General features: G+C 34.3%; 14 protein-coding genes. All 14 read right to left on the reverse strand.

What is annotated here, in order from left to right; genetic code table 11:
* Positions 1 to 11: 11 nt before the first annotated feature.
* The 14 genes from BCI01S_RS14205 to BCI01S_RS14270 all read right to left on the reverse strand — a co-directional run bounded on the left by BCI01S_RS14205 (position 12) and on the right by BCI01S_RS14270 (position 14570).
* Entirely contained in the window at positions 12 to 1217 is a 1206-nt protein-coding gene (locus tag BCI01S_RS14205) for a glycosyltransferase family 4 protein (RefSeq protein WP_061799505.1), read from the reverse strand.
* 18 nt (positions 1218 to 1235) lie between these two features.
* Complete coding sequence (locus BCI01S_RS14210) at positions 1236 to 2423, reverse strand: glycosyltransferase family 4 protein (RefSeq protein WP_061799507.1); 1188 nt, start codon at positions 2421 to 2423, stop codon at positions 1236 to 1238.
* A 22-nt stretch (positions 2424 to 2445) separates the two neighbouring features.
* Positions 2446 to 3507 (reverse strand): polysaccharide pyruvyl transferase family protein, encoded by a 1062-nt coding sequence (locus BCI01S_RS14215; RefSeq protein ID WP_061799509.1) that lies wholly within the window; start codon positions 3505 to 3507, stop codon positions 2446 to 2448.
* A complete protein-coding gene (locus BCI01S_RS14220; RefSeq protein ID WP_061799511.1) occupies positions 3504 to 4427 on the reverse strand; it encodes a beta-1,6-N-acetylglucosaminyltransferase in 924 nt (307 codons plus the stop codon). Before BCI01S_RS14220 ends, BCI01S_RS14215 begins: the two co-directional genes overlap by 4 nt.
* Positions 4424 to 5785, reverse strand: coding sequence for a lipopolysaccharide biosynthesis protein (locus BCI01S_RS14225; protein ID WP_061799514.1), 1362 nt, complete (start codon positions 5783 to 5785; stop codon positions 4424 to 4426). The genes BCI01S_RS14220 and BCI01S_RS14225 overlap by 4 nt, the downstream gene beginning before the upstream one ends.
* Positions 5775 to 6680, reverse strand: a complete 906-nt coding sequence (locus tag BCI01S_RS14230) for a glycosyltransferase family 2 protein (protein WP_061799516.1) — start codon at positions 6678 to 6680, stop codon at positions 5775 to 5777. The genes BCI01S_RS14225 and BCI01S_RS14230 overlap by 11 nt, the downstream gene beginning before the upstream one ends.
* Positions 6677 to 7240 carry a glycosyltransferase gene (locus tag BCI01S_RS14235; RefSeq protein WP_061799518.1) on the reverse strand — a complete coding sequence of 188 codons (564 nt, stop codon included), beginning with the start codon at positions 7238 to 7240 and terminating at the stop codon, positions 6677 to 6679. Before BCI01S_RS14235 ends, BCI01S_RS14230 begins: the two co-directional genes overlap by 4 nt.
* Entirely contained in the window at positions 7227 to 7808 is a 582-nt protein-coding gene (locus tag BCI01S_RS14240; protein WP_061799520.1) for a glycosyltransferase family protein, read from the reverse strand. The genes BCI01S_RS14235 and BCI01S_RS14240 overlap by 14 nt, the downstream gene beginning before the upstream one ends.
* A 71-nt stretch (positions 7809 to 7879) precedes the next feature.
* Complete coding sequence (gene gmd / locus BCI01S_RS14245) at positions 7880 to 8890, reverse strand: GDP-mannose 4,6-dehydratase (RefSeq protein WP_061799522.1); 1011 nt, start codon at positions 8888 to 8890, stop codon at positions 7880 to 7882.
* A 17-nt stretch (positions 8891 to 8907) separates the two neighbouring features.
* Positions 8908 to 10089: a glycosyltransferase family 4 protein gene (locus BCI01S_RS14250; protein ID WP_061799524.1), complete on the reverse strand. Its 1182-nt coding sequence runs from the start codon at positions 10087 to 10089 to the stop codon at positions 8908 to 8910.
* Positions 10090 to 10206: 117 nt separating this feature from the next.
* Positions 10207 to 10830, reverse strand: a complete 624-nt coding sequence (locus tag BCI01S_RS14255) for a glycosyltransferase family 4 protein (protein ID WP_156485435.1) — start codon at positions 10828 to 10830, stop codon at positions 10207 to 10209.
* 5 nt (positions 10831 to 10835) lie between these two features.
* The gene (locus tag BCI01S_RS14260; RefSeq protein ID WP_061799528.1) at positions 10836 to 11978 is read right to left on the reverse strand and encodes a glycosyltransferase family 4 protein; all 1143 of its coding nucleotides are present in this window, start codon (positions 11976 to 11978) and stop codon (positions 10836 to 10838) included.
* Positions 11979 to 12207: 229 nt separating this feature from the next.
* The gene (locus BCI01S_RS14265) at positions 12208 to 13629 is read right to left on the reverse strand and encodes an O-antigen ligase family protein (protein ID WP_156485436.1); all 1422 of its coding nucleotides are present in this window, start codon (positions 13627 to 13629) and stop codon (positions 12208 to 12210) included.
* Between the two features lie 17 nt (positions 13630 to 13646).
* Positions 13647 to 14570 (reverse strand): glycosyltransferase family 2 protein, encoded by a 924-nt coding sequence (locus BCI01S_RS14270; protein WP_061799532.1) that lies wholly within the window; start codon positions 14568 to 14570, stop codon positions 13647 to 13649.
* Positions 14571 to 14580 lie beyond the last annotated feature (10 nt).

Here is a 14580-nt window from a genome sequence, read left to right on the forward strand (position 1 = left end):
CATCATCGCTCCTAACTGATTGATTGTTTCTTTGTCCAGTGAACGTCTGAAATGATATAAGATTTTACTACATTGATATTCGTTGTCTTTTCCCAAATTTGCTGTTTGTGCGCTATTTTTTCCTCTATAAACTGTTTGAATTCTGTACGAAACCGTTCCGGAGAGAAATTCAAAGCATACTCTCGACAATGGACTGGATTGAATGGTAATCGTTCGAATTGCTCCACAGCCCTTCTTATCGCTTCTGGTGTTTGGTCATAGAAGAAATACCCAGTTGGATGAGGCGATTCATTGTATCCTTTTACCGTTTCTAAGGACCCCCCTTTTCCATAAGCAATGACTGGCGTACCACAAGCCTGCGCTTCTAGAGGGGTTATGCCAAAATCTTCTTCCGCTGCAAAGATAAAGCCTTTTGCCCGCTGCATATGGTCTTTTAACACTTCAAAGGATTGATAGCCCATCAAGTGAACATTTGAACCTGCTTTCGCCTTCATTTTTTTAAAATCCGGACCATCTCCAATTACGAATAATTTCTTATCTGGCATCAGAGAAAATGCTTCCACTATTGTATCTATTTTCTTGTAAGGAACCATCCTGGAAGCAGTAAGGTAGAAATCCTCTTTGTCTGGATAAAAGCTAAATTTTGAGACATCCACGGGCGGATATACTGTTTGGGATTCTCTTTTATAAACCTTCCAGATTCTTCTTCCGATAAAATCAGAATTAGACATAAAAAAATCTACACCATTTGCTGTTCGATAATCCCAATTACGAATTTGGTGCAGTAGAAATCTAGTTAAATATCCTTTTATTCCTTTATCCATCCCTGCTTCTTTTAAATATTGGTGCTGAAGATCCCAAGCATAGCGAATAGGAGAATGAACATATGAAATATGAAGCTGATCTGGTCCAGTTATGACCCCTTTTGCTACAGCATAGGAGCTAGAGATAATGAGATCATATTTAGATAAATCTAATTGTTCAATGGCTAATGGCATTAAAGGAAGATACACACGGTACTTCCTCTTCGAAAAAGGAAGCTTTTGAATAAAAGTCGTGTTCACTTTCTTATGTTGAATAAAATGCCGATCTTTCTCATCTAAGTAATCGACTGTACTGTAAAGGTCTGCATCTGGATAAATCTTGAGTATCTCCTCTAATACTTTTTCTGCCCCATTATAAACTACCAGCCAATCATGGATAATTGCTGTTTTCATGGGAATGCCTCCTTTTTATCATGCCTTCTTTCTCTTATGCAGCCAGTGTTCAGAAGTTGCCTCTTTTTCACTTGCTAAAGCTTTTTCTATTCTCCATTCATTGATTTTGGTATCAATAAACGCTTTAAATTCTTTTTGAAAACGTTCATTCGAAAAATACAAGGAGTGGTTTCGGCAATCAATCGAATTTATCTGGATTTGCTCAAACTTTTGGACAGCCGCCGCAATTGCTTCCACATTTTGTTCATAAAAAAAGAGCCCTGTTGGACTGGTAGATTCATTGTATCCTCTAACTGTCTCCCGAGATCCGCCTTTCCCGTATGCAATAACAGGTGTTCCACATGCTTGTGCTTCTAATGGAGCAATTCCAAAATCCTCTTCCGCAGCAAAAATAAAGCCTTTCGCACGCTGCATATAGTCCTTTAATACATCAAAAGGCTGGTACCCCATCAACATAACATTTGACCCAGCTTTTGCTTTAATTTTCTTAAAGTCCGGACCATCTCCTATGACAACTAGTTTCTTGTCTGGCAATAAAGAAAAAGATTCTACAATGGTATCTATCTTTTTGTACGGTACCATCCGTGAGGCGGTTAAATAAAAGTCTTCTTTCTCTTCTCTTAACGTAAACGCAGATACATCTACTGGAGGATATACTGTCTTTGCTTCCCTCCGATACGTCTTCCAAATTCTCCGCCCAATAAAGTCAGATACGCACATAAAAAAATCCACACCATTAGCTGTTCGATAATCCCAGTTACGAACATAGTGCAGAATGAACCTTGTTATCCAGCTTTTTATCCCCTTTTCAAGACCCGATTCCCTTAAATATTGATGCTGCAAATCCCAGGCATAGCGTATTGGCGAATATACGTAAGAAATATGGAGCTGATCCGGACCTGTTATCACTCCCTTTGCAACTGCATGAGAACTGGAGATGATTAAATCGTATTTAGATAGATCCAATTGCTCGATTGCTAACGGCATAAGAGGAAGATAATTACGATACTTCCTCTTCGAGAAAGGAAGATTTTGTATAAAGGTTGTTTTCACCTGTTTATTTTGAATAAAATGCCGGTCTTTGGCTTCTAGATGTTCGACCGTACTGTATAGATCTGCATCTGGGAATAGTTTGAGTAACTCCTCCAGCACTTTTTCCGCCCCGTTGTAGACCACTAACCAGTCGTGGATGATGGCTGTTTTCAATGTTTAACACCCCATTTTTCTTTTAGTTGTTAAGTGCATCTAACAAAGGTTGAAATTCCAATTCGAAGTTATAAATATCACATTTATCCAAATCTATCTCTTTCAACTCTTTAATCGCTCTTCTAATAGTATCCATATCAGTTGGATCCAATAATTTTATATATTCTATTCCCTTTAGCCACTGATTGTAAGTACCCTCTATTTTGTGATTACTATTTTGGAAAACTATACACGGAGTTTTGGTTATTGCACAAAAAATCATGCCGTGTAATCGATCGGTAATAACTATTTTGGATTTCTTAAAAGCATGAAATATCTTCTCTAATTCCTCTTTTCCTTTACTCATAGTTATTTCGCCATCGCCTATATGTGTATCATAATACACTAATGGTTCCACTTCGCCTTCTAATAAAGTTATGAGGGTTCTTTTAAAAGACTCTTCTAGGTTAATTTCCATGTCATTCCTTAAGCAAACTAGAATATGCTCTCTACTTAAAATTGGCTCAGCCTCTTTTCGTGATAAAACAATATCAGGAACAAGGTAAACTTTATTATAAGGAAACAGTCGTTTCATTATTTCATATGAAATAGGTTCTCTAGCTAATAGATGTAGGTTTCTATGTCTCGAATAAATTTCTTGCGTTTTTTGCAGTGCCTTTCTTCCTGATTCTGTTTCGGAAAAGTCGATTGTTTGAGGAAATGATATTATTTTATTTTTAGGAAAATATTTTATGATGGTTCTTCTATACTCTTCGTACGACTTGTATAAGTCCCCCATATTTCCCCCGCCTATAATGGTAATAATATCTTTTTCGCTGCACTTTTTTTTCATTTCTTTCATGGCACTATATGTTTCACTAGCATAAACACTGATTATATTATAACTAGGATATACAGTCTGCAAATAAGCAATCTGGGTCTGAGTAATAGCAATATCTCCTAAATTTCCATAATCAGATGCAATAGTGACAAATATTTTTAAATCCTTTTTTCCATATGGAATCACAAATTTTGTAGCTGATTTATAATACTTATAATTTATCTTCCAGTTTAAAGGTATTCTCTCTTTCATTTTAGCAATCATAGCTTACTCCTTTCTCTATCAAGGTTTTGAATATCAAAATGAAAATCATCGATTAATTTAAGTATCTTTGTATCCTTTTTTATATCAAATTTCCTTGCAAATAAGGAAGCGCTATTGACTATCCTGTAATAATCTTTATCTATTAATATGGAGGGGCTGCTAGTCGTGTCTCTCCATATCATAAATCTTAAATTGTCATTTACAACTTTATCTTTATATGGTGAGTTCAACACTAATGTTTGAAAGATTATCTCATCAGGTATTTCGACATGATGAAAAAATTTTTCAAAACGAGGGTATTCACGCAAGTACTCTAGAATAAATTGAACTGCTTCATTTGTTAGACACCACCATTGGGATCCTCCATATAGCTGAAAATCATTAGGAAACCTTCTTACAGGTAGCTTTTTTCTAACAATACTCCATGTTTTGGAAACTGCCTTATTTAAAAACGAAGGATTTCCTTTCTTTCTCTGCAATCTCCTAAAGAACCAATACTTTGTTCTGGCATAACCACCTTCATACCAATTAATCTCGGAAAACTTAGTGTATTCTATAAAAGATTTCTCCCTATTCTTCTCTAAGAAATTTAATATGTCTTCGATTGGATATATTGGATAATCTTGACCACTTAGTAGTATATAATGATCATATTTGATAGTTGCGGTTGCAGCATTTCTCAATCCCTCCAAAGTTGCTCTTACTAAACTAAAATCTCCCCAATAACATTTATAATTTTTAATGAAATACACATTTTTTTTATTTTCTAGTTTCTCTTTAAGCTTCAATATAAATGTCTTTCCCGCCCTAGAATCAATATGTATATAAAGATCAGTATGAGGAGAGTCTAACTTATTTACTAACCTAATTATCTGGTCTGGATTCTGATGAACCAAAAGGATAAAAGCTACTCTTATCATTTAGACACTTCCCTTTCCATTTTGCTATTAATTCTTCCTCGTTTCCGCACTCCCTTTCTTACAATACTAAATGCAGCCATTATCACTGCCTTGAAGTCTGCTAAGCTAGGTATTAAATATACCAGCTTCAATTGATGGATATGTTTATTATATTCTACTAAATATAGGATAAGTTTTAGTATAGATGATAAAACAGCAATAACACTGGCGCCTATTACTCCCCAATGTTTTACTGTAAATGATAGAGTGATAAAGATAAAAATGGTGGATATTATTTCAGTCGTTGTATTTATAAAGGTTTTTCCATAACCATTTATTGAATTTCTAATAATCATTGATTGCCCTCTTACAAATGTATAAATAATTAATATTTCAGCAGGTATAATAGATGGAATATATTCTTTCCCATAAACGATTGGTATCAATAAAGGAAGTAGCAATGCGAAAGGTAGAGCTGTTATAGAGTTTGCAATAAAGCTATTTGTCCATATTCGCAAAGTTCTTTGATGTGTAAGATCTGCAGATAATCCAGCTAACCTTGGAAAACTCACTCTTTGCAATGCTGTAGATATTGTGGACAAAGGCTTGACTGAGCTTTCCGAAGCTGAATAAAAGCCAAGTGCAGCTGGCGGCAGCATCGCTGACAATACTAATTGAGTAGCATTGGCTGAAGTTGCCCCCGCAACAGTTCCTCCTTGAGCTTTCATTCCATACCATAAAGTTTTCATCAATTCCCAGTGGAAGTTCCCTGAGAAATAGTTATTTTTGTATCCTATGAAAAATGTAGCGATTGCAATAATAGCATTAGTGCCAAGTAATATATATAAAGCACTTGAAACTTCAAGTAACCCCATATAATAAATGATTATAAGAAAGATAGTAGAAATAGTTGGATTTATTATCCTCATCATATTCGCAAATGAAAATTTTTCCTCAGCCGCTAGTGCTCCCAAGATAACCTCACTTATAATGCCTGGTATAATCCCTAGTAGAAATAAACGTGCCGCTATTAAAACTTGACTATCTAAACTCGGCATTACATAAGGAATAATTATAAATTCGCCTACTAGTGTGGCAACTACTCCTAGAAAAAGGCTGGCCACAGCCAAAGTTTTCAATAAATCTTCTCTGTTATTCTTCATTTTGTGCCAATAATAAATGACTGTTTGATATATATTTAAATGAAAGTACCACATTAATAGGTTGCCCCAAATTGTAATTGCTAAGTATTCTCCTCTCCCCGCTGGTCCTAAAACTCTTGCAATTATAATCCCTGAAATTAGAGTAATGATAATTAATATAAATTCACTTTGAAATGTCTGAATAAAGTTCGATAAGAACCTATTTTTAGATTTCATTCTCTTTTTCCTTTTCCTTGTAAAATGAAATTTCACCTTCTAAGTTTCTTATATACTCTATTGCTCTCTTCATAATATTAGCAGTTGAAGAAAACGCTTTTATATTGTTTTTCTTAACTTGATAGCCTAACATGTGAACATAACAAAAACCTAAATAAAAGAACGCTTTTGCTATACTTTGTTCAAGCTTATAATACTTTTTAAATGTTACATATATTCTGGAAGCTTCTTTATATGGCAGATAATAATCTCTATTAATTGCAGAGGGATAATGATTATTTATAGCATCTTTACATAGATATATTTTATAATTTAGCGCAAGTGCTCTAGCTGCTATATCAACTTCATCATATCCATAAACTAACTGTTGATCGAATTGAATTTTTTTAAACATCTGTAAAGGGAAAATAGTACTATTGATAACAATTGTGTTTAATGGCTCCTTTTTTTTATACGCTTTAGTCTGAAACCCTAAAAAATCAATTTTGTTCGGATACACTTCAGAACCATTATTTATTTCTATTCCAGTCATAATTGCCCTATTACGTTTTGCGGGTTCTATCTTCATTAATCCATTTATGATTTTTTCTAGAAAATCATATGACATGATAACATCATCATCCATAAACATAACCCGCGATCCTGTTACAAGCTTTAATGCATTATTCCTATTAAAACAAAGTCCCTTCTGAGGCCCCTGTATATATTTAACTTTTGGAAATTCTTTGGTGACCATTTTTTCCGACTCATCATTTGTACTGTCGTCAGATATAATGATCTCAAAGTTTTTGTATGTAGATTGATATATAGAATGTATCGCACTCTTCAAATCATCTACTCTATTTCTAGTACAAATGCAAATGGATATTAATTCCACCAAACCACCTTCAATCATTTATTAGAAACCAATTCTATAAACTCTTCTACTTTAGAAACCGTGTTTAAAACATTGAACTTTTGCTGATATGTCTCGTACCCTTTATTTGAAATAGATTGATATAGTTCTTCATCTTTTATTAATCTATCCAATTTAGAAGCCAATTCTCCAGCATTTCCTGGTTGATATAAGATTCCAGTTACTCCATCTTCAATAATTTCTAATGGTCCTCCTATCCCAGCTGCGATAACTGGCTTTCTAGAAGCCATTCCTTCAATAATCACCCTGCCAAAAGGCTCTGCTCTAGTAGAAGCATGCACTAGGATATCGATATCTTTCAGTAATTCCAAAACGTTTTCTCTATGACCTAGAAACTGAATATAATTACAATCCTTCGCTAATTCTATTAAATGATTCTTGTACTGAAGTTCTTCTTCTTTCGTAAACAATACATCTCCAATTATCAAAAATTTGCTTTCGGGATACTTTGGGTGCAAAAGCTTTGCTGCCTTAATGAACACATCCTGCCCTTTCCATCTCGCAATCTGACCAATAATGGCTACTCTAAATTCCTTCATGACTACTAGCCTCCTCCAGTGGACGAATCCCGTTATAAACAATTTTTATCTTCTCTGTTTTTCCAAATTGACTGGATACAGACTTTGAAATACATATAATTTCGTCCGGAAACTTTGACAGCAAAACAAATAATTTCTTATTTATTCCACCATCAATAATATCCCTTACATGCCAGATAACTTTTTTAAATGCCAGCTTCCCAACAACAAGTCCAATGAAATGAGCTTTCATCGAATTAGAATAAACAATCTTTGCCTCATTCTTATACATGAAAGAAAAAAGCCTAACCATTGGGACAAATAAAGAGAATATGGACAAGAACCTTAATGTACTTTTTTCATCTCTGTTATACTTCAATACTTTATCGGAAAATGGAATGACAGCAACATTCACACCAGAAATTTCAGAGACCCTTTCCACAAGTGGACCTTCTTCAAAGCATACTAATGTGGGCTGGAATCTTTCTTTGTTGATATAGGTCAATATATCAATTAAACTTCTTTCTCCTCCTCCAATTATTGCCGTGTGTACTAAGAACATTACTTTAATCTTTCCAACCGGCTTCACTGGCTCCCCTCCTTTTTGCCATTTTTATGCATAAAAAAGAAGCAGTTCTTGACTACTTCAAAGTTAACTTTCTATAAATTTGCTAATTTAGGAAAAAGAGAAGGATAGCGGTTTATTTCTTTACTTATTCTCTGTATATCCGCATCCACCATTACTTTTACCATCTGCTCTAACTCTGTCTTTGCTCTCCAATTTAACTTTCTTTTCGCTTTCGATGAATCTCCCAAAAGAACATCCACTTCTGCTGGACGGTAGTATTGAGGGTCTATCACTACATAGTCTTGATAATTTAAATCAAGATAGCTAAAGGCGATTTCACAAAGTCTGCGTACAGTTGTTGTTCTTCCAGAAGATATAACGTAATCATCTCCTGATTCTTGTTGCAGCATTAGCCACATTGCTTCTACATAATCTGCTGCATAGCCCCAATCTCTTTTGGCTTCTATATTGCCCAGCCTCAATTCCTTTTGTATCCCCATCTTTATTCTTGCCGCAGCATCTGTGATTTTTCTGCTGACGAATTCAATTCCCCTCAATGGCGACTCATGATTGAAAAGAATGCCACAAGAAGTATGCATTTTATAGCTTTCTCGATAATTAATTGTCATCCAGTGTGCGTATAACTTAGCCGCTCCATAAGGGCTCCTAGGGTGAAATGGTGTTTTTTCTGTTTGAATCTCCTCCTGTACTAATCCAAACATTTCACTTGTTGATGCTTGATAGAATTTTATCCCTGGATTCGTTAACCTTATAGCCTCCAGAATATTCACTGTTCCTATACCTGTGATATTGCCTGTTAATACTGGCTGTTCCCAAGAGGTCCCAACAAAGCTTTGCGCCGCTAAATTATATACTTCATCAGGTTTGGCTAACTGTAATGCTCTTATCAAAGAAGACAGGTCTGTCATATCTCCGTCAACTAATACCACTTCTTCCTTAATTTGCAGATACTCTAGTCTCCATAACGTATCTGTACTCCTTCTGGCTAGTAACCCAAACACTTTATATCCTTTATTTAATAGCAATTGTGCTAAATAAGCTCCATCTTGACCAGTTATCCCAGTAATCAGTGCAGATTTCAATCATCTCGCCATCCTTTTTAGTTATAAATGTCAATAGTTTTTCTATTCATACTATTATCAAAAACAGTACATACTGCATCGACTACTCTATCCCATGTGTAATTTTCCATTACAAACTTTCTACAATGCTCACGATTGGGAAGTTTCAATTGTCCAGATAAAATATCTTCTAACTTACTTGCTATTGCTTGATCAGAACTGTCTCTAAACATTAGTTGTTCATCTAATTTTTGCAAGATTTCCTTTGTTCCTCCATAAGGAGTCCCTAATACTGGTGTTCCACATGCTAAAGATTCCACTGTCACCAATCCGAATCCCTCTAATGTGATTGTCGGTACAATACTAAGATCGGCGATTTGATACCAGTTTAAAAGTTCATCGTTTGGAATTTTCCCCAGCAAATAGACATTATTTTCAAGCCTTAAATTTCTAATTAATGATTCTAACTCTTGTCTTAAATAACCCTGACCAGCTATGTATAGCTTTGTATGGGGATACTCTGCAACTACTTTCCCCATTGCTTTCACAAGATTATCTATCCCCATTCTTCTCACTAGCCTTCTTGCACAAAACAATACTTTATCAGTAATGTTTATTCCTTTTCTCCTTCTTATTTCCTCCCTGTCCTCTGCTGGTTGGAAATATTCTGTATTTACTGCCCCAGGAATAATATTAATTTTACTTTCATCTATCCCATAGTCTTCCATTAATATATTTTTAAAATATTCACTTAGAACAATAAAAGAATCAGAGCGTCTATATGTTATTTTCTCTAAACTTTTTTTACTTTTATTCTTAACATTCATTATTAGGTTGCGGGTAGTTTCTACAGTAGACTCCTGTGCCCATGGACCATGAAAATGTGTCACTATTGGTATATGGTCAGGAATTAAATTCTGATTCACAAGTGAAAAATATAGAGCAAAATGTGGGTTAATTATATCTGGCTGAAAGGTGGAAATTAAGTTTTTGATAGAATTGCGAAATAGATTAGCGCGATTTATCACATGAGCGGAAGAAACCCCTTTTGAAGTGTCAATCATATAATCAGGGATATCAAGCTCTGCTCCATTGCCTGTTATTAACCCTCGCACCTCATGACCGTTGATTTGCATAGCTTTTAGATAATCAGAGAAGTATCGATTTAATCCACCTGGGGTCGATTCAATCCACCCCATACCTGTTGATAGAACTTTCATTTTTTACCCCCATTTTATTCATTAACTATTTATACAGCTAGTTCTTTATATATATTTAATGTTTCTTCACATACTCTATTTACACTAAGTTTTTCTAAGTCTTTCTTCGCTTCTAACTTAAGCCTTGTAAGTTCCAACTATTTCAAAAGCCTTAATTAGTTCCATTATTCCTTTTCTTTTATTCATACCAGCTACAGTTACAATTGATCGCCCATTTAAGGATATAGGCATGTAATCCTCTAGTTTTTTTGTACGTGGACTATTTAATGTCCCATTTAAAACAGTACGAACCTTATTTGGGGATATTTTTTTCTTATTTCTTAGGATTTCACTTACTGAATTACTCACAGCAATAACTCTATCTCCTACCCCCATAATCATAGATTGTTTATCGAATATATTATGTACTGTAGTTACAAGTTTGTATGAATGCTTAATTTTTAATATTTTTGCTAGAAGTGCTCCTGTTACCATTTGCGCATGTACTATATCCGGGTTAAACTCCTTCATTATCTTATTAAAATCTGATAAAGTTCTAATAGAATGCAAGCCTCTTTTTTCTTGCTTCAATTGATAATGTGGTATTCCATATTGTTCCAGAAGTTTAGTGAATTCTCCACCAGACGAAGCAACCGCTACGTCCTCTCCCATTTGCTTTTGACTACAGACAAGATCAATAGTTGCGTTTACTATCCCATTACCAGTATTACGCACATGATTTAACACATGGATAATTCTCATTTTTATCACACTCTCACTCTATTTTCATTCAGGTTCAACATTTCTGTTACATACTTTTTAGAAACTTTGCTCCAGCTATTTTCTTCTGCAATTAATCTACCATTAACTCCAAATTCGTTTAATAATTTTTCATTGAAGATAAATTTGTTTATTGCGTCTGCAAGTTCATTTTCATCATTCGGATCTTCCAGTACAATTCCAGCAGGATATTCTTTGGACTCCAGCAAAGTTGAAACTCCCGCTTCTTTAGTCGTGATAACTGCTGTACCTGTCGCCATTGCCTCCAGTACTACTAAGGAAAATGGATCATACCTGGTTGGAAAGACGAAAAGATCTACTTGACTCATTAAGGTGGCAATGTCATTTCTGTATCCTAAAAAAATAACACGTTCTTTTAACCCCATTTTCCCTGCAACTTCTGGATAGATACTCCCTTCCTTACTTCCTGCTACCAACAAATATATATCTGGAACCATCAGCATTGCCTTTAGAACAGTGTCTAAATTTTTTCGATTAGATTTTATATCTCCCGCAAATAACATTGTCCTTTTATAGTAATTATTATGAAGGAATAGTGGCTTTCCTTCTCTATTAGGAGTAAACTCATCAATATCAACGCCGTTATTTATTACAACTATTTTAGATTCCGGCATCCCTATCTTCAAAAGTTCCTGTTTTACTTTATTTGATACTGCCACTATTTTTTTGGTAGATCGGAGAGAGATTTTTTCTAACTTAGAATTAATAAAACTATATAAAAACTGATAGAATGTTTTCATCGTTTTCTTTTCTCTAAAAGGATGATACATAGAATCAACCCATGAAGAATGAACAAAATGAACAATATTCATATCACTTTTTACCCATGTAATAAATCCATTTAAAATAAGAAAATCAGGATTAATCTTTTTTATCATGAATGTGCTTAATAGGGCAAATTGCTGATATTTTAATAGATTGGTAGGCAAAATGCTAGCTCTGACTCTATGCCAAGTTATATTATTATTTTCCAGAAGGGATTCATCAATTTCAGTAGAGACAATTACTACTGATAGACCATACTCTAATGCGGTCTTCACTATTTCATAATTTACCCTTCCCTGTCCATCTCCTTTAATTAACTTATGTGTGACAATGCATATTTTCATGCAACATTACCTTCTTTTATCTTTAAATTTTTTAATATATACTTACAGCCAGTTTTGAGGAACTATAATGTTTGGATGAAATTTGTTTCAATAAATTCTCCCCACCGACGCAATAGTTTTAAAATTTGTTAGAGAATTTTTCCACCACTAATCCATTTTCGATGAAATCCAACAACAGGTAGCCTCCTATTTTTCCATTCTTCTTCTTACTTTATCTAGATATAGAATCTCATTTCCCACCCTCTTCCTCTACAAACGACATAGAAATAATAAACCATATTAAAAAGCCACCCATTCCTGGAATACTATTAAAGCTTAATAGACTTATAAGTAATGCAATTATCATTGCTATTCCCAGCTGATAATAGCTTTGGTGACTAGGAATTTTAACTAACTTTCTTCTCAGCATCTGGAACAATAAAAATAATCCTGTGAAAAATAAAAAACCTCCGCCCCAACCAAATGTATAAAAAACATTTAGGATACCATTATCAAAATTTCCACTTTCCCCCAAATTACCGTTATTACTTAATTTAGTACTTACTCCACTTGATCCAAAACCATTACCTAGTGGATTCTTAAGTATCTTTTTGGACGTTTCGATTGCAAAATTTAATCGTGCATTAAATGATGTATCTTCCTCTAAATTACCCAAGGTAGCAAAGCGCTCATTTATTTGGACTGCTCCTGGTATCAGGTTAACTAGGTTGATAAGAATTATTACAACGATTGTAATTAAACCTAAGTACTTTACTTTTCTCCATATGCTTCTAGAAAAAAGGATATAAACCATTATTGCCACAATTGTAAAAATCCAAGAAGACCTTACTAAGGAAATGGCTAAGGCAGAAAGAACAATAAAGACACCAACCCATCCGAAGATTCCTCTCCACTTTTTTTCCACTATCATTGGCACTATTGCAATCGATAAAAACAGAGCAAATGGTCCAGGTGAATTTACTGTAGAGAATATTCTAAAATTCATTGGTTCAGCTATACCAATTGAATTCATTTCTACATTTTCCATCCAAAGTTTATCCCATTCTGGTAAATAAAAATATTGGATCCACCCATAAATTGAAAGGAATACTGCTATTGTAGATAACGAAGAAATCCATATATCTCTATATTTCATTTCATGCTTACTTAATGATGCACTATAAATAAACAACAGAAATGGAATTACGTAATTAGCCATTTCATATAATGCTGAACCTCTATTACTAATTATTCCAATAGCAAAAGCATAAATAAAGGCTCCTATAAAACAGTAAATTATCTTTTTTTGCTCATTATTATAAGTTGCTTTTTTATGCATGAGGGAAAATATTATAGTAGCAGTTAGTAGTAATGGAGCAATACTTAATAAAGAAATAGACTGATATTCACCCATTATCCAGTCACTTACTCTTCTAATTCCAGGCATACTGCTCCAGATAATTAGCAAATAAATGATAAACAATCTTGATCTAAAGTAAGATAAGAACATTCCAAATACAGCCATTGCTAGTATTAGTATTATTTGTGTTAATAAAATAACGCTAAATCTGGGTGTTACAATTCCCACCCCTACGGTTAAAAGTAGTAATATAACTAATAAATAATAAAACTGTTTTATTGACTTATTCGGATAGCCAATTACTCTATTCAAATTATTCGCACCTTCAATCACTTAGATATTGCAGTCACTTCCCTTTTTATCCTTACTCTAGTGGAAACATTTATAAAAAACTTTTCGATACTATTCTTTTTCATTAATAACCTAATCATTTGTAACAATCCAGGCTTCTCTGATGTACCAATAACAAGACACCATAATATAAAAGTTAGTTTTCTAATTTTAGTTTCCATAAAATCAGTCATGATAATTGTTTCATTGTAAACAGAATGGTAATACGCTTCCTTATTAAACCTTCCTCTCTGATCGAGATCAAATCGCGGAGCTGGATAATGATCCACTGCTACTTCCGGGTCATATACCAACCTCCATCCTCGCTTTCTAACACTTAAACTAAATGCCAAATCATTATGTACTTGTGCTCCCTGCCCTAATAATCTTTCGTCAAAAGATAATCCAGCAATAGCCTTTCGTCGATAGCTCATGTTTGCTCCTTTTAATACATCTACATCACGAGCTTCTCCATATCCTAGATGGTGATTGCCAATGACACGACCAAACCATTGTACTTTTCCAACAGGATCTTTCCTTCCCTCTTCTTTGTGGTTGCCGTGAACTACCCAGTCACGCCCGCCAACTCCGCCAATTTGCTCAGAGCTTTTAAATAGGTCGATTATCTTTTGAAGCCAATGAGTATGCGGCACTGTATCATCATCTAATATACAAATGAATTCTCCTGAGGCCTGCTGCAATCCTTTGTTTAATGCAGCTACTTGGCCTGGCCGAGTTACGATGGCTTGTTTAATAGAAATAATAGTTTGATAGTCTTTTAGAAAGCTAACAGTTTGGTCATCTGTATCACGAACTATAACTATTACTTCATCAGGTTTATGAAGTTGTCTGCTTAATCCCTCTAAACACCTTTTTAAATCATTTGTCCGCTTATAGGTCGGAATAATTACCGACGTTTCCATTCCTTCATCC

Source organism: Niallia circulans NBRC 13626 (genome assembly GCF_001591585.1).
Lineage (GTDB): Bacteria > Bacillota > Bacilli > Bacillales > Cytobacillaceae > Niallia > Niallia circulans.